Annotated in this window: 18 protein-coding genes; 9 read left to right on the top strand and 9 right to left on the bottom strand. The window is 48.4% G+C overall.

From position 1 onward, the window contains the following. Positions 1 to 18 precede the first annotated feature (18 nt). Complete coding sequence (locus AC8GE9_RS12010; RefSeq protein ID WP_506677383.1) at positions 19 to 1,626, bottom strand: carboxyl transferase domain-containing protein; 1,608 nt, start codon at positions 1,624 to 1,626, stop codon at positions 19 to 21. Between the two features lie 97 nt (positions 1,627 to 1,723). On the opposite strand from AC8GE9_RS12010, the gene AC8GE9_RS12005 reads away from it, so the two are divergent. Then, positions 1,724 to 2,782, top strand: a complete 1,059-nt coding sequence (locus AC8GE9_RS12005) for an MBL fold metallo-hydrolase (protein ID WP_506677382.1) — start codon at positions 1,724 to 1,726, stop codon at positions 2,780 to 2,782. A gap of 10 nt (positions 2,783 to 2,792) precedes the next feature. After that, entirely contained in the window at positions 2,793 to 3,980 is a 1,188-nt protein-coding gene (gene metC / locus AC8GE9_RS12000) for a cystathionine beta-lyase (RefSeq protein ID WP_506677381.1), read from the top strand. A gap of 38 nt (positions 3,981 to 4,018) precedes the next feature. Here metC and AC8GE9_RS11995 read toward each other — a convergent pair whose 3' ends face one another. The 3 genes from AC8GE9_RS11995 to argS are packed head-to-tail and all read right to left on the bottom strand — an operon-like array spanning position 4,019 to position 7,058. Next, positions 4,019 to 4,657 (bottom strand): thiol:disulfide interchange protein DsbA/DsbL, encoded by a 639-nt coding sequence (locus AC8GE9_RS11995; RefSeq protein ID WP_506677380.1) that lies wholly within the window; start codon positions 4,655 to 4,657, stop codon positions 4,019 to 4,021. Between the two features lie 28 nt (positions 4,658 to 4,685). Then, positions 4,686 to 5,363 (bottom strand): SPOR domain-containing protein, encoded by a 678-nt coding sequence (locus tag AC8GE9_RS11990; protein WP_506677379.1) that lies wholly within the window; start codon positions 5,361 to 5,363, stop codon positions 4,686 to 4,688. 9 nt (positions 5,364 to 5,372) lie between these two features. Then, positions 5,373 to 7,058, bottom strand: a complete 1,686-nt coding sequence (gene argS, locus AC8GE9_RS11985) for an arginine--tRNA ligase (RefSeq protein WP_506677800.1) — start codon at positions 7,056 to 7,058, stop codon at positions 5,373 to 5,375. Positions 7,059 to 7,214: 156 nt separating this feature from the next. On the opposite strand from argS, the gene AC8GE9_RS11980 reads away from it, so the two are divergent. Continuing rightward, positions 7,215 to 7,562, top strand: coding sequence for a DUF1840 domain-containing protein (locus AC8GE9_RS11980; protein WP_506677378.1), 348 nt, complete (start codon positions 7,215 to 7,217; stop codon positions 7,560 to 7,562). A gap of 11 nt (positions 7,563 to 7,573) precedes the next feature. On the opposite strand, the gene AC8GE9_RS11975 is transcribed toward AC8GE9_RS11980, so the two are convergent. From AC8GE9_RS11975 to dnaA, 4 genes are read right to left on the bottom strand one after another with little or no spacing between them, the layout of a single operon-like run. Further along, the gene (locus AC8GE9_RS11975) at positions 7,574 to 8,728 is read right to left on the bottom strand and encodes an iron-containing alcohol dehydrogenase (protein ID WP_506677377.1); all 1,155 of its coding nucleotides are present in this window, start codon (positions 8,726 to 8,728) and stop codon (positions 7,574 to 7,576) included. Between the two features lie 19 nt (positions 8,729 to 8,747). Next, complete coding sequence (gene gyrB / locus AC8GE9_RS11970) at positions 8,748 to 11,213, bottom strand: DNA topoisomerase (ATP-hydrolyzing) subunit B (protein ID WP_506677376.1); 2,466 nt, start codon at positions 11,211 to 11,213, stop codon at positions 8,748 to 8,750. A gap of 2 nt (positions 11,214 to 11,215) precedes the next feature. After that, positions 11,216 to 12,325, bottom strand: a complete 1,110-nt coding sequence (gene dnaN / locus AC8GE9_RS11965) for a DNA polymerase III subunit beta (protein ID WP_506677375.1) — start codon at positions 12,323 to 12,325, stop codon at positions 11,216 to 11,218. Positions 12,326 to 12,328: 3 nt separating this feature from the next. Then, the gene (gene dnaA / locus AC8GE9_RS11960; RefSeq protein WP_506677374.1) at positions 12,329 to 13,756 is read right to left on the bottom strand and encodes a chromosomal replication initiator protein DnaA; all 1,428 of its coding nucleotides are present in this window, start codon (positions 13,754 to 13,756) and stop codon (positions 12,329 to 12,331) included. A 178-nt stretch (positions 13,757 to 13,934) separates the two neighbouring features. On the opposite strand from dnaA, the gene rpmH reads away from it, so the two are divergent. Genes rpmH through mnmE form a run of 5 tightly spaced genes read left to right on the top strand, consistent with a single transcriptional unit; the run spans position 13,935 to position 17,958 of the window. Next, positions 13,935 to 14,069, top strand: coding sequence for a 50S ribosomal protein L34 (rpmH, locus tag AC8GE9_RS11955; RefSeq protein WP_006578231.1), 135 nt, complete (start codon positions 13,935 to 13,937; stop codon positions 14,067 to 14,069). Positions 14,070 to 14,127: 58 nt separating this feature from the next. Next, a complete protein-coding gene (locus AC8GE9_RS11950; RefSeq protein ID WP_506677373.1) occupies positions 14,128 to 14,511 on the top strand; it encodes a ribonuclease P protein component in 384 nt (127 codons plus the stop codon). After that, entirely contained in the window at positions 14,511 to 14,798 is a 288-nt protein-coding gene (gene yidD, locus AC8GE9_RS11945; protein ID WP_506677799.1) for a membrane protein insertion efficiency factor YidD, read from the top strand. Before AC8GE9_RS11950 ends, yidD begins: the two co-directional genes overlap by 1 nt. 47 nt (positions 14,799 to 14,845) lie before the next feature. Further along, complete coding sequence (gene yidC, locus AC8GE9_RS11940; RefSeq protein ID WP_506677372.1) at positions 14,846 to 16,564, top strand: membrane protein insertase YidC; 1,719 nt, start codon at positions 14,846 to 14,848, stop codon at positions 16,562 to 16,564. A 41-nt stretch (positions 16,565 to 16,605) separates the two neighbouring features. Further along, on the top strand, positions 16,606 to 17,958 hold the full coding sequence (gene mnmE, locus AC8GE9_RS11935) for a tRNA uridine-5-carboxymethylaminomethyl(34) synthesis GTPase MnmE (RefSeq protein ID WP_506677371.1): 1,353 nt from the start codon (positions 16,606 to 16,608) through the stop codon (positions 17,956 to 17,958). 380 nt (positions 17,959 to 18,338) lie between these two features. Here the strand turns inward: mnmE and AC8GE9_RS11930 are convergent, their stop codons facing one another. Further along, positions 18,339 to 19,508: a methionine aminotransferase gene (locus AC8GE9_RS11930; RefSeq protein ID WP_506677798.1), complete on the bottom strand. Its 1,170-nt coding sequence runs from the start codon at positions 19,506 to 19,508 to the stop codon at positions 18,339 to 18,341. A gap of 26 nt (positions 19,509 to 19,534) precedes the next feature. On the opposite strand from AC8GE9_RS11930, the gene AC8GE9_RS11925 reads away from it, so the two are divergent. Further along, on the top strand, positions 19,535 to 20,626 hold the full coding sequence (locus AC8GE9_RS11925) for an AbrB family transcriptional regulator (RefSeq protein ID WP_506677370.1): 1,092 nt from the start codon (positions 19,535 to 19,537) through the stop codon (positions 20,624 to 20,626). Positions 20,627 to 20,890: the final 264 nt, after the last annotated feature.

The following is a 20,890-nucleotide window of genomic DNA, read 5'->3' as shown; positions in this document are numbered from 1 at the left end:
TTGTTCCTGTGTATATCATTACATACGAAATACGCCAAAGCGCGTCTCTGGTATTTCGGCATTCAACGCCGCGGACAACGCCAATCCCAAGATCCTACGTGTGTCCGCAGGTTTGATCACACCATCGTCCCACAGCCTCGCGCTGGCATAAAAGGGATGTCCTTCTCTCTCGAACTGTTCCAAAATCGGTGCTTTGAAAGCCTGCTCTTGCTCCATCGACCACGCTTGACCTTTGGCTTCGAGTCCCTCTCTGCGAATCGTCGCCAACACACTCGCAGCCTGCTCACCTCCCATCACAGAAATGCGGGCATTTGGCCACATAAAAAGAAACCTGGGTGAATACGCTCTGCCACACATCCCATAGTTACCTGCTCCAAACGAGCCTCCAATGATCACCGTCAATTTCGGTACCGCCGCAGTTGCGACTGCTGTGACCAGCTTTGCTCCGTGGCGCGCGATGCCTTCATTTTCATATTTACGGCCCACCATGAATCCAGTGATGTTTTGTAAAAATATAAGTGGAATTTTTCTTTGTGCGCACAACTCGATGAAATGCGCGCCTTTTTGCGCTGATTCTGAAAACAAAATGCCATTATTCGCGATGATCCCGACAGGCATGCCGTGCAAATGCGCAAAGCCCGTAACCAGGGTTGTTCCATATCGGGCTTTAAATTCCTCAAACTCTGAACCATCCACCAAGCGCGCAATAATCTCCCTCACATCGTAAGATTTACGCGTGTCCGCCGGGATGATGCCGTTAAGCTCCTCAGCCTCATATAAAGGTTCGCGAGTCTCACGTAGCTGCAACTGTCTAGGCTTTTGTCGATTGAGATGTTGCACTGCTTTGCGCGCGAGTTGTAACGCATGATGATCATTCGCGGCGAGATGATCTGCGACGCCTGACAATCTTGTATGGACATCGCCTCCACCCAGATCTTCGGCACTGACTTGTTCACCCGTTGCGGCTTTGACTAACGGGGGCCCACCCAGAAAGATTGTGCCTTGAGCTCGCACGATGATGGACTCATCACTCATCGCAGGTACATAAGCACCACCTGCTGTGCAGGAGCCCATCACAACGGCAATTTGCGCGATCCCTTGCGCCGACATATTCGCCTGATTAAAAAATATGCGCCCAAAGTGCTCCCTATCCGCGAACACGTCTTCTTGTTGTGGCAAATTTGCGCCACCAGAATCAACCAAATAGATGCAGGGCAGATAGTTTTGCGAGGCGATTTCCTGCGCGCGCAAATGTTTCTTGACGGTCATAGGGTAGTACGTTCCGCCCTTGACGGTCGCATCATTACAGACGATGACACACTCGATGCCCGCGACTCGTCCCACGCCAGTGATAATCCCTGCACCAGGCGCCTCATCGTTGTACATGCCATACGCCGCGAGCGGCGAAAACTCCAGAAAGGGCGTTCCAGGATCGAGCAATTGCTCGACGCGGTCTCTTGGCAGCAACTTACCTCGCGCAATATGTTTCTGACGCGCCGCCTCAGGCCCCCCCTGAGTGACTTTTTCCAATGCGGCCTTAAGTTCGGTGGTTTTTTCCCGCATTGCACTCCCATTGGCTGCAAACTCGGTCGAACGACCATTTATTTTCGACTCGATAATCGGCATGGCGAAGCTCTCAAAAAAATACACGTTCACATTTAGGCTAACCTTAACGTAAATTATGATGGTCCGAACAAACCGTCAAGCTTGGAGACAACAAAACATGAACCCACTCGAGCATCAACTGCAATATCCCTTTGCAGACACCTTGCCCGAACCAGGCAAAACCATGGAGCTCGCGCCAGGCGTGCGCTGGATTCGCATGCCGCTGCCTTTCGCGCTTGACCACATCAACCTCTGGCTCTTACGTGACAAGATCGACGGCAAAGAAGGCTGGACGATTATCGACTGCGGCATTAGCCGCGACGAGGTCAAAGTCCTCTGGGAGGACATTTTCGCCACACAGCTTGAGGGACTTCCCGTTCTTCGGATTATCGTCACTCATATGCATCCTGACCATGTCGGTCTGGCAAGCTGGCTATGTGAACGCTGGCATGCACCTCTTCATATGAGCATGACAGACTACATGACCGCCAAGCTTTGGACAGTCGGGCAAAGCACGGGTGCTACCGGTGGCGAAAGCGCCGCGCGGCATCTGGGCAGCCATGGCATGACCGACCCTGAGTCGCTCGCTCAGATCCGCGCCCGTGCCTCCTACTATCCCAATCTCGTCCCAAATATGCCCGCCTCCTATGCGCGAATTTTAGATGGTCAATCCATCAATATTGGCGGATTCGCTTGGCAAGCAATCGTGGGATACGGTCACGCACCCGAACACATCTCCCTATTCTGTCCGGATAAAAATGTCCTCATCTCAGGCGACATGGTGCTCCCGCGTATTTCAACTAATGTCAGCGTATTTGACTATGAGCCCCTTGGCAATCCACTGCCGCTCTATTTAAACTCTCTGAATCACTTCCAACATCTTCCCGCAGACACACTGATCTTGCCCTCCCATGGCAAGCCCTTTAAAGGCCTACACGAGCGCATCACTCAACAACACGAACACCATGCCGACCGACTCGCGGAGGTGCTCGAAGCCTGTGTCACACCGCAATCGGCCACCGATATCCTGCCCATCCTTTTTAAGCGTAAGTTAGACTTACACCAAACTACCTTCGCAATGGGCGAGGCCATCGCACACTTGCATGCCCTATATTTTGAGGGCAAGCTCTCGCGTGAACTTTGCGCAGATAGCATTATTCGTTTCGTCAGAACCTAAAGGACGTGCCTTGACCACTCATCACCTAGATACCCGACTACTCCATACCGGTAGCGCCCCCTTTGACCCCGAGACAGGCACCGCTCCAGTCAGTCTACCTTCCATGCGCACCAGTACGGTCCGTTTTGAAAACCTGGCCGCGCTTGATCGAGCAATGACGCGCCGGTTGGCCGGTGAGCGCGCCATTACCTATGGTCGATCCGGGATGGACACACACCGGGCACTCGAAGATGTGTTTATGCAGCTCGAAGGCGGAAGCTATTGCGTGCTCGCACCCTCCGGCATGGCCGCCATTAATATCGCTTTTCTGGGCTTACTTCAAACAGGCGACCATGTGCTGGTAGCCGATTGTGTATACGGTCCCGTACGAAATCTTGACCGTGCCCTGCTTAAAGGCTTCGGGATATCAGTGACCTACTTTTCCGCCGAACGAGACGATATTGCTCAACTCGTTCAACCCAATACAAAAATGATTTATGTCGAGTCCCCCGGCTCGTTGCTCTACGAAATGCTCGATATGCCCGCGCTTGCCTCTCAAGCCAAGGCGCACGGCCTCATCCTCGCCACCGACAACACTTGGGGCTCTGGCTATATCTATCGACCTCTTATGCTTGGCGCTGATGTCTCCGTCGTAGCCGGCACCAAATACATTGCGGGACACTCTGACGTCATGCTTGGCGCCGTCGTGGTCAAGGATCAAAAGCTTGCCGCACGTATCCACTCAGCTCAATATGCAATGGGTAATTCAGTGAGTGCAGATGATGCATGGCTTGCCTTGCGTGGGGTAAAGACCATGGCTGTGCGCATGCCTCAGCACGCGCGCAACGCACTTGAGGTCTGCAAGTTTCTGTCCGCACAACCAGAGGTTTTAAACATCTACCATCCCGCCTGGCACAAGGACGCAGGCCATGCGCTATGGCAACGGGACTGCTCAGGCTCAAACGGCATGCTTTCCATCGAGCTCAATTGCGCTCCAGAAGCCGCCAAACCTTTCGTCGACGCCCTTGAACTTTTTGGCATCGGTTTTTCCTGGGGCGGCTATGAAAGCCTTGTGCAATGGGTCGAACCAGGCAGCCTATCTTCGCATCAATACTGGAAACACCACGAGCATGCACTCATTCGTTTGCATATCGGTCTTGAGTCCGTCGATGATTTAACTGCCGATTTGAAACAAGCCTTGGCGAAAATCAAAAAGTAACGAGAGGCCTGGTATGACTAAAGACAAAGGCTATCTCTTTATTTACCCCTGACCTGACGAATCAAATCGCTCGCCACGTCCAACGTCTGCTGATACCCTCCGGCCTCTGAAGGCGAGGTCACAAAACGTCCGCCCACCGCGACCGAGGGTGTTCCTTGAATACGATACGCCGTTACAAGCTGATCTGCCCGATTCGCTTTGGATGAAACACCAAAAGACTCATATGCAGCCTCAAATTTCTCGGCGTCCACGCCTTGCGTCGTTATCCAGCTCTTGATTTCAGCTTTTGTGAATAAGCGCTTTTTTTCCTGGTGGATCGCTTTGAAAACGTTGGGATGCAAATCGTTACGATTTAAGGCTTCGAGTGCATAATACAACCGCTGCAGAGGCTTCATGCCTGCATTGAAAGCAACCGGTACGCCACGCACCACCACATCGGCAGATTGTGCTTTGATCCATTTTTCAATCAATGGCTCTATCGCCGCACAGTGCCCGCAGCCATAAGAAAAGAATTCGAGCACTTCAACTTTACTTGGCTCCGTTGCTTGGGCAGGGGTCACCTCAATAAATTTTCCCTTTGCGACGGCTGCGCCTTGTGCAACGCTACCCGCCGAAAACATCAAGCTCGACACTGCAAACAACATTAAAGCGAAACGTGAAAAGATCTTTTGTGTCATAGCAATTCGTCCTAAGTGAGCAAATACTTTACTGCCGGACTACGGCGGTTGGAATTTTTTCCTGACCGAGTCGGATGCGGGTTTGATTCATATCATCAATGCGTGCAAACGGTCCTACACGCACGCGATTGACCTGTAAACCATTCACTTCAGCACGCTGAATTTCAACGGGCATACCCATCAAAATTATTTTGGCGCGCAAGGCTTCGGCATCCTCTAGTACCCTAAAAGAACCCACCTGCAGAAAATAAGGTCCACTCGCCTTTTGCGGCGTTGAAGAGGCGTCATTTGCGGGAGGCGACGAAACGGCTGGGGCAGATTGCGATGGTCGAGAGGTGGCATTCGGCGCTGGCGTCAAGGTCGCAATCAGCGAGCCCAAAGCATCCCCACCTTTATTCGTTACCCCTGCTGCAGACGGCACACCTTGACCTGTGCCGGTCACGCTCACTTGACCGGTCGGCTGGTCGGGGGAGCTCGGTGCTGTGACAGGTCCGATCTCTCGACTCCCTAGAGCAGCATTAGGATCGGGTGCATTTCTTGGATCAGGCGAGCCTGGCGCGTCAGGCGAACGACTGGCCTTATCCATAAAAGGCATTGGCGCCTTGATCACGTAGTACGCGACACCCGCAGCCAATCCCAAGCCAATTAATAGGCCTGCGAGCACACCGTAGATCGTGCTACCACCGGATGATTTGCGTTTTGCCATATTGGGATCTTACATCCGTTCTGGCGCCGAAACACCCAAAAGCTCGAGACCATTCGCGATCACTTGACGAGTCGCATCAGCCAAACGCAAACGCGCATGTTTGAGGGCAATATCGTCGACCAGCACGCGCTCTGCGTTGTACCAAGCATGAAAGTCAGAAGCACAGTCACGCAACCAAAAGGCGACCAAATGCGGGGATAGTTCAGCGGCCGCCTGCGTCACCAGTGCTGGAAACTCCGCCAAGCGCTGCATTAAGGCAAGTTCTGAGGGCGCCACTAACAACGCCGTTGATGCCGCAAGCAATTCAGAAGTATTTAAGCCTGCTGTCGCCAGCATCGAGCAAATCCTTGCATGCGCATACTGGATGTAATAAACCGGATTCTCTTCACTCTGTGAGCGCGCCAAGTCCACGTCAAACACAAACTCGGTATCAGCGCGACGTTGAATCAAAAAGAAACGAACAGCGTCACGTCCAACCCATTCAATTAGGTCCCTCAAAGTGACGTAACTTCCCGCGCGCTTTGAAATTTTTACCTCTTCACCACCGCGCACCACTTTGACCATTTTGTGCAAAATGTAGGAGGGGTACTCTGCAGGAATCCCCAGCGACAAGGCTTGCAAACCAGCCCGAACGCGCGCGACTGTTCCATGATGATCGCTGCCCTGAATATTGATCGCACACGTAAAACCACGCTGCCATTTCGTGACGTGGTAGGCCACATCCGGGACAAAGTATGTATAGCCACCTTCGGATTTGCACATCACACGGTCTTTATCATCGCCCGTGCCAAGCTCCGTCGTGCGCAACCATAACGCGCCTTCGCTTTCATAGGTATGGCCGCTCGCGATCAACTGATTAACCGTATCCTCCACTCGACCCGAGGTATAGAGGGAACTCTCTAGGTAATAATGATCAAAAGCAAGGCCAAAGGCCTGCAAGTCCAAATCCTGCTCTCGACGCAAATATGTCACAGCAAAACGGCGAATATTGTCGAGATCGCTCAAGTCACCGTTGGCCAATACGGGCTTGCCGTCACTCGCGCTCACAGTCGCTTTGGCTGAAAAGTCTCGCGCGACATCCGCGATGTAATCTCCGCGATAACCATCTGCGGGGTACTGCGAAGAACTCGGCTCGATGCCCTGACCTCGTGCCTGCACACTGATCGCCAGATTTTGGATCTGATTCCCAGCATCGTTGTAATAAAACTCTCTGCTCACCTCAAAACCACTAGCATCAAACAAGCGACACAATGCGTCACCTAAAGCCGCTTGACGCGCGTGACCCACATGCAAAGGCCCCGTAGGATTGGCCGAGACAAACTCCACCAACACTTTTTGTGCTTTACGTGGCGCGCGACCAAATGCTTGGCCTTGTTGCGCAATCAATTCCATGACTGCGGTACGAGCGGAGTGTGTCAACCGAAAGTTTATAAATCCTGGTCCGGCAAGCTCGGCCTGGTCAATCAAACTGCGCGCTTGAGGGTCTTCCATCAACACTGCTAGAATTGCCTCAGCAAGCTCGCGTGGATTACGTTTGGCCGGTTTTGCCAATTGCATGGCGACATTCGTCGCTAAGTCACCATGTGCAGCAACCTTGGGGCGTTCGAGCAAAATGGCGGGCGTTGCATCGGGCAACACTGCGGTCACCGCAGCCTGGATACGGGAAATAAGCGTGTTTTGTTGCTCGAGGAGCATGGGCGTGGACTGTAGCAATGAGAAGAGTCAAATCATAGCCTGAATTATGTGTAGACCTGCGGTCTCACGACCTTGAGCACCCCGCGTCCCTTATCACTTAAGGGGTAGTACTATGGACATAAGCCATAGATTCAGCGGTCAATAAGGGAGGCCTTTATGCTTGTTACCTTTAGTAGTAAAGCCGGCGCGGATATCTTGATGTTGGCGCAACATGCCAAACCTTTACTGACGATCATTGGAAAAACCGATGACAACGACTTGCTTACCCGTGGTGTTTTTATGCCTGAGCAACTCGAGGCCGCTATTTTTAGTCTTGAACACGCCATTGCAGCAGAGCCCAACCTTCATCAAGACAAAGATGAAGATGAAGACGGCGATTTACCCAAAGATGCGTTGGCGCTGCCCGTTGGCCTGAAACAACGCTCTTTCCCTCTTTTAGACTTGCTCAAGCGCGCACGTGCTCTACAAGTGCCGGTCATATGGGAAGCAGGCTCTGGCTGGTAAATCCCTTAGTGCTAATAGGCGCGCTCGAACAACGCATTAAAGTCTGCAACCGTCGTGTGGCGTGGGTTCCATCGGTTGTAATTGGCGGCCAAACATTGCTCAGACATTTCAGCAAAAGTGTCGGGCGTAGCACCCACATCTCGCAAGCGAGCAGGTATCCCCAGATCCGTACAGAGTTGGCGAATAGCCTCAACGGCCGCTTGTGCGGCATCCAGAGTAGGCAAGCGCTCGGCCGGTCGGCCCATCGCGACCGCTACGCGTGCGAACTTTTCAGGGCTCGCAAGCATATTGAACTGTGCGACGTGAGGCAAACATACTGCGTTAGACAAGCCATGAGACAAATGAAAGCGTGCGCCAACGAACCGGGCCATGCAATGCACATTACCTAAGCCCGTCTGCCCAAATGTTATGCCTGCCAGCGCCGAACCCACCAACATATTGAGTCCCGCTTCTAGGTTTTCACGATTTGCGACAAACTGCCTGATGTTTGCCGAAAGCAATGCGATCGACTGCAAATTAATCGCATCGGTCATGAGGTTGGCTTGACGGGAAACATACGATTCGAAAGCATGCACAAAGGCGTCAATACCTGAATGCGCAGCCACAGATCCTGGAACTGTTCGCAGAGCCAGAGGATCCAAAATAGCGAACGCGGCGGGATTCAGTGAAGCATGTCGTATCGACATCTTGAGATTCTTTTCGTTATCCGAAATCACACAAGAACCCGAAACCTCCGAGCCCGTTCCAGCTGTCGTGGGAATGGCTATTAAAGGAAGAGGCGCGAGAGCAAATTTTTCAATACCTTCATAGTCGTGGATTCGACCGCCATTTGTCGCCAAAATTCCAACCGCCTTGGCGACATCTATGGTGCTTCCTCCACCGATTGCTAACAGAGCAGTTGCCTTGTGCCCTTGGCAAACGGCATACGCTTTTTCTACTGTCTGCGCACTCGGATCGGGTTCGATTTCCGTAAAGGTGACGATCTCGACACCCTCGGCGATCAGCAACTTTTTAATATGCATAAAAAAGTCGCTTGCAATCAACGCACCATCCAGGGCGATAAACAAACGCTGGCATTGAAGCTTGCGGACGATTTCAGAGATTTTTTTATAAGACCCCTCGCCCATGTAGAGGGTCGTCGGACACAAAAAACTTGAAATCGTCATCGCGCGCTAGCCTTATTTGTTACACGTCCAGATTCGCCGCTTGCAATGCATGCGTTTCAATAAAAGCACGGCGAGGCTCAACATTGTCGCCCATGAGTGTGGTGAAAATCTCATCTGCGGCAAGCGCATCCTCGATCTGCACGCGCAACAAGCGACGCACTTTAGGATCCATCGTGGTTTCCCACAATTGCTCTGGATTCATCTCACCCAAGCCCTTGTAGCGCTGCTTGCTGACATTGCGATCCGCTTCGCTACGCAACCATTGCATCGCTTCGCGGAAATCAGCCACCATCGATTCTTTGCGTTTCTCACCCTCACCGCGTGCTACGACAGCACCCTTGCCAACCAAGCCCTGAAAGGTCGCCGCCGCGCGAGCCAACACTCCGTAATCCGCTCCATTCACAAAATCTGAATCCAACACGGTCACGCGCACATTGCCATGATGCTTGCGACGAACAATCAAACGGAATCTTTCTGAGCCTTGGTGATATTCGGAAACAACATCCACCTGATTTGGCAGCAAGGGATCTTCGAGCGCCGCCTGCAAACGCGTGGCAGAAGCCGCCGCGTTTTCGGTTGTGTCCAGCTCAACGGTCGCACCACCAACGATCGCTGACAACGTCGACTCATCCATAAATCGGCTCAGTCTCGCAATCACACCATCCGCCATCACATACTGCTTCGCCAACTCAGCAAGCGCATCGCCCTTAATGGCCTCTGCACCTGCTAGAGGAACAAGCGATGCCTCCTTTAACGACACTTGCAACATATAACTAGCTTCTTCTACCTCGTCTTTCAGGTAGCGCTCATCTTTGCCTGACTTCACTTTGTATAGAGGCGGCTGAGCAATATAGATATATCCGCGCTGAACCAGCTCGGGCATTTGACGATACAACAACGTCAAGAGCAAAGTTCGAATGTGCGCTCCGTCAACGTCCGCGTCGGTCATGATAATGATGCGGTGATAGCGTAATTTGTCCACATTAAAATCAGGACCTATGCTCGTTCCCAATGCTGTAATAAGTGTCGTGATTTGCTCACTTGCGATCAGTTTGTCGAATCGTGCTTTTTCAACGTTCAACACCTTGCCGCGCAAAGGCAAAATCGCCTGAAATTTTCGATCTCGCCCTTGTTTGGCGGAGCCTCCCGCAGAGTCACCCTCGACGATATAAAGCTCACACAGTGCGGGATCTTTTTCTTGGCAATCCGCAAGCTTACCTGGCAAGCCCGCACCTTCGAGCACGCTTTTACGACGCGTCATTTCGCGTGCTTTGCGCGCAGCTTCGCGCGCGCGCGCAGCCTCTACAATTTTTGCGCACAAGGCTTTTGCATCGATCGGGTTTTCCAACAGCCACGACTCAAGCGTACGTGCTACAGCCTCTTCTACCGCCGGTCGCACTTCACTTGAAACCAGTTTGTCTTTCGTCTGGCTACTGAATTTAGGCTCGGGCACCTTGACGGACAGCACGCACGTTAAACCTTCACGCATGTCATCGCCCGTTGTTTCAACTTTGGCGCGCTTAGCGAGTTCGTTATCCGAAATGTATTTGTTCAAGATTCGCGTCATTGCTGCGCGCAAACCGGTCAAGTGCGTACCACCATCGCGTTGTGGAATGTTATTAGTAAAGCACAGCACCTGCTCGTTGTAACCATCGTTCCACTGCATCGCGACCTCAACACCGACGAGTGTCCCGCCCGCATTGGATTCTGTAGCGACAGAAAATACATTTGGATGCAACACCGTCTTGGAACGATTGATGTACTCGACAAAGCCCTTTACACCACCCAAAAATGCGAAATTTTCTTCTTTGCCTTGGCGCTGATCAACCAGTCTGATTTTGACGCCATTATTTAAAAACGAAAGTTCGCGTAGACGCTTAGACAGAATCTCGTAGTGATACTCGACGTTATTAAAAATCGTCGTATCCGCCAGAAAATGAACCTCAGTTCCGCGCTTTTCTGTTTTGCCCGTTACCGTTAAGGGCTGAACGCGCTCGCCTTGGCGAAACTCCATTTCATGAACCTGACCATTGCGACGAATTGTTAAGCGCAGCCAAGAAGACAGCGCGTTTACGCAAGAGACACCGACGCCATGAAGACCGCCTGAAACCTTATAGGAGTTTTGGTCAAACTTTCCGCCTGCATGCAACTCTGTCAGTACAATTTCTGCAGCACTGCGACCAAACTCATCCTCCTTGTGAATGTCCGTCGGAATACCTCGGCCATTATCTGTCACCGAAATAGAGTTATCGCCATGGATTGTGACCACGATGTCGTCACAATGACCGGCCAATGCTTCATCGATCGCGTTATCAACAACCTCAAACACCATGTGATGAAGACCTGTGCCGTCAGACGTATCACCGATATACATGCCCGGACGCTTGCGCACAGCCTCCAGACCTTTGAGCATCTTGATCGAGTCTGCGCCATAGGCATCAAGATCTTCGGGAGTTTGATCTGGTACTTGATTAATATCTGACATATTTAGATCCGCATTGGCATGACGACGTATTTAAACGATTCGTCATCGAGCAAAGTAATAAGGGCTGAAGCGTTCGCATCGGGCATGATTGACCAGCGAATCGTTTCGGCTTTGACGTTGGCCAGAAAGTCCAGCAAATAGCTCACGTTGAAACCAACGTCCAGAGCTTCGTGACCATAATCAATATCAATTTCTTCTTGTGCTTCTTCTTGCTCGGCATTGGTCGAGGAAATTTTTAGCACATGCTGATTTAGTTGAAGTCGGACACTTCTAAACTTATCCGTTGTCAAAATCGCTGCGCGCTGAAGACTGCCTTGGAGTATCTCGCGAGAGACATCGAAGTGGCGGGTGTAATTTGTTGGAATGACACGATTGAAATCGGGAAACTTGCCTTCAACCAATTTTGATACCAGTTCGACATGTCCGAATGAAAAGCGTATTTGGCCAGGCGCGACATCGATTGTGACTGGTTCTTCACTATCATCAAGAAGGCGCTGCATTTCCAACACTGTTTTGCGCGGAATAATGACCTCATGCTTGAGCGTGACGCCTTCGACCGCCGTGGAGCTGTGCGCCAATCGATGTCCGTCAGTCGCGACTGCACGCAAGAGTCCGGGCTCGAAGACCATCAACATCCCGTTCAGATAATAGCGAATATCTTGTTGCGCCATCGCAAAATGCACCATATTAAAAAGATGCTTCAGCGTTTTACGTGTCATCGTGATTGACACGTCCCAGCGATCTGGCTGAGTCATTGTCGGAAACTCGGTCGCGGCAAGTGTCTGTAAAGAAAAACGACTTTTACCCGACTGTATTGCAAGTTTTCCACTTGCCGTTGATAGCTTTACGTCTCCCGTGTCGGGCAGCGCGCGCAAAATATCCACAAACTTGCGCGCCGCAACAGTTAGAGACTCGGTATCTTGCCCGACGCCGAAGTTCGCATGTGTCGTAATCTGAACCTCAAGATCCGTCGCGATAAATGAAACCCGATCTGCCTCTTTGCGCAACAATATATTCGCCAAAATTGGCAAAGTATGTCTGCGTTCAACGATTCCGGCGACGATCGATAACGGCTTTATAAGCGCATCACGGGGGGTTTGTACAAGTTGCATGAATTATCCCTTTAGAGTTTGTTCGAGCACATGCAGCGTATGGTTAAGGTCTGCTTGTTTCGCACGCAAATCGGTAATTTTCCTCACCGCGTGTAAAACTGTTGTGTGATCTCGCCCACCAAACATATCTCCAATGTCAGGCAAGCTTTTTTGCGTCAGTTCTTTTGCTAAGTACATCGCAACCTGTCGCGGCATTGCGATGTTGGCAGGCCGTCGCTTTGAGTACATATCAGCGACTTTAATTTTATAAAAATCAGCAACTGTTTTTTGTATGTTTTCAACTGTGACTTGTCCGCTTGATACAGAAAGCAAGTCTTTCAGCGCATCCTTACAAATGTCGACATTGGCTACATCTCTGCCATGAAATCTTGCGTATGCTACGACCTTTTTTAGGGCACCCTCAAGCTCTCGGACGTTGCTGCGCAAATGCTTCGCTATGAAAAATGCGACCTCTTCAGGCATCGTGAGGCCCTCTTGCTCTGCTTTTCGCAACAAAATTGCAACGCGCATTTCGAGCTCGGGCGGCTCGATGGCGACGGTCAAGCCAGAATCAAATCTTGAGATCAACCGACTATCAATGCCTGCCAGCTCTTTAGGGTATGTGTCGCTTGTAATAATAATTTGCTTGCGCTGTGCGACCATTGCTTCAAAAGCGTAAAAGAACTCTTCTTGTGTTCTGTTTTTACCTGAAAAGAATTGAATGTCGTCAATCAACAGGAGGTCTAAAGAATGGTAATAACGCTTAAAGTCATCAAAGGCTTTGCGTTGATACGCTTTCACGACATCAGATACGTATTGATCAGCATGAACATAACGCACTCTTACGCTGTGCCCGGCAGCAACCATTGCATTGCCTATCGCATGGATAAGATGTGTTTTTCCGAGACCTACGCCGCCGTATAAAAAAAGTGGGTTGTATGACGTACCAGGATTTTCAGCAACCTGAAGCGCGGCAGCTCGTGCGAGCTGATTTGCCTTTCCTGTTACAAAGTTATCAAACGTTAAATCAACGTTAAGCCTTGATTTATCATCTACCGGGGTGACGGTCGCCGCGACCCGCGTAACTTCCTGAACAACATTTGTTTCCGCTTGTCTGAAGCTTGCTATTTTGGACGCGTCCGCTTCATTCCCGTATGCAGTACTAATAACGCTGCTACTTAATGGCGCCCGTGGTCGTTCAGTTGGCGATGCGGGTAATTCAAACAGGACTTGTACAGGCTGAGCAAACCAAGTCGAAGCAAACGCCTCTATTTGCTGTGAGAAATTTTTCTTTACCCAATCCAATTTAAATCGGTTTGGCGCAGACACACGCAACTGCGCCTTTGTTTTATCAAAGGCGAGGGGTACCAGCGGACGAATCCATGCGCTGATTTGCTGTGGGGGAAAGTCCTGCTCTAAATGAGAGATGCAGGATTGCCAAAACTCGTTCATGTGACTCACTGTTCAAACCTCGATTCTACCCTGTCGGGGCACAAGTTATCCACAGGGTCATTCCGTATTTTTATGGATTGGTTTCTGTAAACATTTGACTTATCTCGAGTTTTTTGATGAAATGGAGGGCTTTTTAAGATATTCCTAAACTTTTTCGCTCTTTGTTGGGCCCTTAATCATGAAACGTACCTACCAACCCTCCGTCACCCGCCGCAAGCGCACGCACGGTTTTCGTGTTCGGATGAAAACTCGTGGTGGCCGCGCTGTCATCAACGCTCGCCGCGCCAAAGGCCGCAAGCGTTTAGCCGTCTAATACGGCTTGTTGCGAGGGTACGGTTACACCGGCCTCACCCTCGCTTCTTCGCTCTGTGATGTCTCGCGCCACGTATCCCGCGGCGGCGCGCTTGCACCGCCCCTCCGAATTTGCTGCGGCCCTTTCAGGCCGCCGTATTGCCCGTGGGCCTTTTTTTGTAGTAACCGCTCACTTGCGCGCAAACACCTCGTCAGACGCCCCCTCCAAACTTTTGTGCGCCCGTCTTGGTCTCATTATGGCCAAACGTTTTGCCCATCACGCCAGCACGCGAAACGCTTTAAAACGCGTTGTTAGGGAGGCGTTTCGTGTCAAGCGTTTAGATTTACCGCCCAATGACTTCGTTGTTCGTCTACACAAACGCATCGCTTCGATGACGCTCACCGAAATCAAGCTTGCGGCGCGCAAAGAGGTAGATGCGCACTTTTTGCGAGCGCAACAATGATGCATTGGCTCAAAAAAATCTTGATTACTCCAATCAAGGCGTATCAATTTTTACTTAGCCCGTGGCTTGGGTATTCGTGTCGTTTTACGCCGAGTTGCTCCAACTATGCCATCGAGGCAATTGAGGTGAGAGGTCCTTTTACCGGTCTGTTTTTAGCTTTTAAACGTATTTCCCGTTGTCATCCTTGGTGTCAAGGGGGGCTCGACCCAGTACCCAAGTCAACGGCACATCATCCTGCTCACAAACAAACCGATTCGGCATGTCAGCACCGCAACCGCTCTGATTAACGCTAAACTGCCACCCTTCTCTGGCGAGCTTTTTTATTTAGGCAAGAATGGATATCCGACGCACCATCTTACTCATGATTTTCTCGTTTTCCCTGCTGATGCTATGGAACAACTGGCAAACTCACCAAGGTAATCCTTCCTTACTCGGTGGGACGCCGCCTTCGTCAACGCCTGCGCCAGCTCCTACGCCGGGCGCCCCGACAGCCGATACAAGCAATCCTCCAGCAAGCATACCGAGCGCGCCTGTTGCGCCTGCTTTGAGTTCTGCAGCAAGTAATGTTCCTGGGGTTACCACCACGGCAGCGACTCAAGCTCAAACGGTGGACTTTAAAACAGATGTCCTTAACATCAGTTTTGACTTGATTGGTGCTCAGCTTGTTCGGGCAGATCTTCTTGCCTTTCCAAGTCGCGAGGAAAAGGACCAGCCTTTTGTCTTGCTCAACAACCGTGGCGGACAAGTCTATATTGTCCAATCAGGCCTAACAGGCGCGCCTGCTGGTAGCTTGTATCCCACGCACCTTGCTCCCTTCACTCTAATCACCGATCAGGGAGAGCTCAGCGGTGATCAACTTATCATTAAGTTTGCCTCTGAATCAAGTGGTGTGAAACTCACTAAAACATTCACACTGAAGCGCGGTAGTTACGAGATCTTAGTTGACCATCAAATCGAAAACACGACGGCTCAACCTATTTCTCCTTCTGTTTATCTCCAAATCACTCGCGATAGCAAAGACCCGGCAAGCGAAAACTCCACACCAAGTTTTATGTCTGGCCCTGTCAGTTTTACAGGTCCTGCTATTTATTCAGAACAAGAGAAGTTTCAAAAAGTTTCCTTTTCTGAAATTGAAAAACGTAAAGCCACCTATATTAAAGATGCCGATAATGGCTGGTTTGCGATGGTTCAGCATTATTTCGTTACAGCTTGGGTTCCACCTCAAGGAAAGAGTCGTAGTTACGAAATGACGGAGCTGCAAAAAAATCTTTTTGCTATTCGTAGCATCGAGTCGGTTGGCACAATTGCTCCAGGCAGTCTACTCAACATCCCTGCCAAGCTCTGGGTAGGTCCTCAAGATCAGGAAGGGCTGGAAAAGGTCGCACCCGGTCTTGACCTTGTTGTAGATTATGGTTTGCTTACGATCATTGCAAAGCCTGTATTCGCCTTGATGACATGGCTTTATACACTTCTTGGCAATTGGGGTTGGACGATCGTCGTTTTAACGATATTGATAAAAGCTGCTTTTTATCCTCTCTCTGCCGCAAGTTATCGCTCCATGGCAAAAATGAAGTTAGTTGCGCCAAGGTTGCAAGCATTAAAAGAAAAGTTTGGCGATGACCGTCAAAAACTTAATACAGCGATGATGGAGATGTATCGTACCGAGAAAATTAATCCTCTTGGTGGTTGTTTGCCTATCTTGATTCAAATCCCTGTTTTTATCTCTCTCTACTATGTATTAGGCTCAAGCGTAGAGTTACGTGGCGCTCCTTGGATCTGGTGGATTAAGGATTTGGCTGTACAGGATCCTTATTTCATCTTACCGGTCATCATGATGGGTACGATGTTTATTCAAATGCGACTGAATCCAACGCCACCTGATCCAATGCAAGCTAAGGTTATGATGTTTATGCCTTTGGTGTTTGGTGCAATGATGTTCTTTTTCCCATCAGGCCTTGTTTTGTACTGGTGCGTCAACAACATCTTATCGATTGCTCAACAATGGTATGTGATGCGTCAGATTGCTGCCATTGCAGCGGCAGCACATCGCTAATTTCTGCGTACATCTTTCTTGTGCGATTTCGCATAGGCACTATGCAAAATAACGCCCCTATCGTTGCCATTGCCACCGCCCCGGGTAGGGGCGGCATTGGCATCATTCGAGTTTCAGGGCCCCAACTGGGGCCTTTTATTTTTGCTTTGCTTGGCCTTCACTTAACGCCAAGACATGCACACTACTGTGTATTTAATAATCACGATGGTATTGCTCTTGATCAGGGCATTGCTCTTTATTTTTCTGCTCCCCATTCTTATACCGGTGAAGATGTTCTTGAGTTGCAAGGCCATGGTGGCCCCGCTGTCATGCAATCATTACTGAAACAATGCCTGTATGTAGGGACACGCTTCGGGGTCCGTATGGCGGATCCTGGAGAGTTTACGTTACGTGCTTTTTTAAACAATAAAATAGACCTTGCACAAGCCGAAGCCGTTGCTGATCTCATTGATGCTTCTTCTGAAGCCGCGGCCCGCGCGGCGATGTCTTCTTTTTCTGGTGTGTTTTCAAACCAGGTTAATTCTCTTGCAAACTCTATTGTTCAATTACGCTTATTAGTTGAGGCCACATTAGATTTTCCAGAAGAAGAAATTGAGTTTTTAGAAAAATTTCAAGCTCATGAGCGCTTACTTAAAATTCAACAACAGCTACAAGCCGTTCTCGCTCAATCCAAACAAGGAATGGTTCTTAGAGAGGGCCTCCATGTTGTTTTAGCGGGTGAGCCAAACGTAGGTAAATCAAGCTTATTAAATGCCCTCGCGGGTGAGGATCTAGCGATTGTTACTGATATTGCTGGCACCACGCGCGATAAAGTTTCTCAACTTATTTATATTAAAGGCGTACCCATTACGATCGTTGATACTGCGGGCTTAAGAGATACCAATGACACAATCGAATCTATGGGTATCGAAAGAAGTTGGTCTGAAATAGCAAAGGCAGATGTTGTTTTAAATTTAAAAGATGCGCGCTCTCATGACCTTGGACTTGATGAAAAAATTGCGCATCATCGTTCACCAAAAAGCGTTCTTTTAAATGTTTTTAACAAGGCAGATCTCCTGGTAGATTCTTCATTCACTCAAACTGATTCAATTTTTATATCTGCTAAAACAGGTCTTGGTCTTGATTTATTAACTGTTCGACTCCTTCAATTGGCTGGCTGGCAACCAGGTCAGGAAACACCTTGGCTTGCAAGACAACGTCACGTTGATGCACTAGAGTCCGCGGCAAAACATCTTGCAATTGCGCAATCTCATGCTAGCCAAGACGATCGAATTTTGGATCTATTTGCAGAGGAGTTACGTTTGTCTCATGAACAACTAGGTTCAATTGTTGGAAACATGTCAGCAGATGATCTCTTAGGAAAGATTTTTTCAAGCTTCTGTATTGGGAAATAGTGCGAGGATGTTGTTTTTTTGTCTTACTTACATCTTTTAACAAAAAATTTTATTTTTTTTCGTTGTGGATAACAAGGGGCCGCGTCTTGTGAATACTTTTTGTATGAACCTTGAACAACACCAAAACGTTGGGAATATTCAAAAGTTGTTCATCTTGCTCCACAAATTCAAACAGAGTTTATGCACAGATTTTTTCATCTTTAAGTCCATGATATTAGTATATTAAGTTGACTTGTTCCTCTTATACACAGGCTGTCTTATCCATTAGTCTTTATATATAAAACAAAAGATATAAAGAAAAAAAGAGATCAAGAGTGGCACACTTTTTTTAAAATACCAGCTTGTTTTTATTGTCTGATTTCCGTGCTTAAATTCATTCATCAGGAAATTTTTTTCAATCGGTCTATTGCTGCATCAAGGGTGGTGTCTTTTTTTGCAAAGCAAAAACGAACGAGTTGATGATTTGCTGAAATGCTATCTGGTTTAGCATAAAAAGCTGAAACAGGTATAACGACGACTCCATGGTTTTGAGCAAGCCATATTGAGAACGCTGACTCTGTTTTACTTGATATTTGGCTGTAATCTGCAAGTAAAAAATAAGTTCCAGGGGTTGTTAGGGGTTTAAGTTTTGTTTCTTGCAACCCTGTCATTAATTTGTTTCTTTTTTTCTGATAAAAATCAGACAAATTTAGATAGGTATTCGGGTCTTTCGTATAGGTAGCCAACCCATGTTGAAAAGGTGACGGAACAGTAAATACGACAAACTGATGTACTTTTCTTAATTCTGTTGTCAATGCTTTTGGTGCACAACAATATCCAATCTTCCATCCTGTTGTATGTGTTGTTTTACCAAATGAAGAAATGACAAAAGCTCGTTCAGCAAGTAATGGACGTGATGCCAAACTGAGATGTTTTTCACCGTCAAAAACAATATGTTCATAAACCTCATCAGATAAAACAATAATGTTTGTATTGCTTACGATTGATTCAATGGCGTCTAGATCTTCAGTATTAAAAATTGAGCCTGTTGGATTGTGTGGTGAATTGACAATTAACATTCTTGTTTTATTTGTCACGCAATTTTTAACTTTGTTCCAATTAACATTGAATGATGGTTTTGTCTCTGTTGGTGGAATCATTTCAACAAAGACAGGTTGACCGCCAGCTAATTTAATTGCAGGTACATAACAGTCATAACTTGGTTCAATAACAATGACCTCATCCCCGTGATTCACTGTTGCCAAAATAGCTGCCATGATGGCTTCAGTTGCGCCGCTCGTTATTGTTATTTCATGATTCGGGTCGTAAGTTTTTCCATATAAGTCTCTTACTTTATCGCTAACGACCTGTCTAAGTTCAGGTACTCCTGTCATCAAAGGGTATTGATTGTGTCCATCTCGCATTGCTTGACTGACTAGATTTAGTAACTGTTCATCTGTGTTGAAGTCTGGAAAACCCTGCCCAAGGTTAATGGCGTTGTAATCCACAGCCATTTTGCTCATGGTTGTGAAAATTGTAGCTCCTACATTTGGCAGTTTTGATTGGATCAGCATGTTGTAATCTTTGACTTATATGTATGTATCTTTCCGATAATACGCATTTTTTTTATGGTTGTGGGTTTGTGAAACTGATTTGGAAGTTGCTTATAGGTTTGGTTGCATCACTTTGTGGTGCTTTGATTGCTCAATGGATTGGTATTCCTCTGCCATGGACGCTTGGACCTCTTTTAGTGATTGCAAGCCTCAGACTTTTATCTATTCCCGTTAGTAGTGCTTCAACGCTGCGTAATTTCGGACAATGGGTAATCGGTTTAACGCTTGGTCTTTTTTTCACTCCTCAAGTTGTAGCTGTCGTTTCTAGTCATTGGTTTGCAATGATCGCTGGTTTTTTCTTTGCTCTTTTATTAGCAGTTTATGGCACATATCTTTTGCATAAAACTGGCCAAGTTGATATAAAAACCGCATGGTTTTCTTCGGCGATCGGTGGCGCAAATGAAATGGCTATTTTGGCAGAACGTTATGGGGTAAGGCAAGATCTGGTAGCAAGCGCTCACACTATTCGCGTTATTATTGTTGTTTTAGCGGTTCCCTTTGTTTGTCAGTTGTTTCAGGTATCAGGTCTTGACAGTTCTGTTTTTGAGCTAAAAGAGATCAATGTATTTGGACTCTTTGTCATTGCGCTTTTAACATTTGGTGGCGGCGTTATCGCACACTTTCTAAAGATACCAAACGCTTGGGTTCTTGGGCCTATGTTCGTTGCTATGCTTTTTACTATGAACGAAATACATTTTTCCCGTGTCCCTGTCGAGCTTTCATTAGTTGCTCAACTTTGTATAGGATGGTCTTTGGGTGATCGTTTTCGACCTGGCTTCTTTAATAAAGCTCCTCGCTTTCTCATGTGTGTTGTTATTTATAGCTTGACAGCGCTAGCCTTAGCGTTTGGCTATGCAGCGTTGTTGTCTTTGATGACAGACGTACCCTTATCTTCTTTAGCGGTCAGTGTTGCTCCTGGAGGCATTGCGGAAATGGCTATCACTGCTAAGGTCCTTCAACTAGGGGTTCCGCTTGTTACGGCTTTTCAAGTTTCTAGAATGGTCGGAGTGGTTTTGCTTACGGGCCCCCTTTACTTATATGTTGTAAAACGGTTCGAAATTCGTTCGCCACAATAATTTCTTTGTTATACACACTTAACCTACAGCTTATCCACTGTGTTATCCCTTTAGGTTTGTTAAGTTATACAAACTTATCCACAACGTTTACAAGCGCATGTTCATACGTGAGTGCCGTTTTATTTTGGCCGTTCATTTTTTATTCTGTTCCACGTGGAACATAGTGACCGTCCTGACAGGGTTTGTTTGTTTAATTTGTCTAATAGGTTGAGTTTGTTATTGCGAACGGTGTTCCACGTGAAACACATGGCAGCTTATAATGCT

The sequence above is a fragment of the Zwartia lucis genome, from assembly GCF_965234455.1.
Taxonomy (GTDB): Bacteria; Pseudomonadota; Gammaproteobacteria; order Burkholderiales; family Burkholderiaceae_B; genus Zwartia; species Zwartia lucis.
This window is presented reverse-complemented; position numbering and strand designations above follow the sequence as displayed.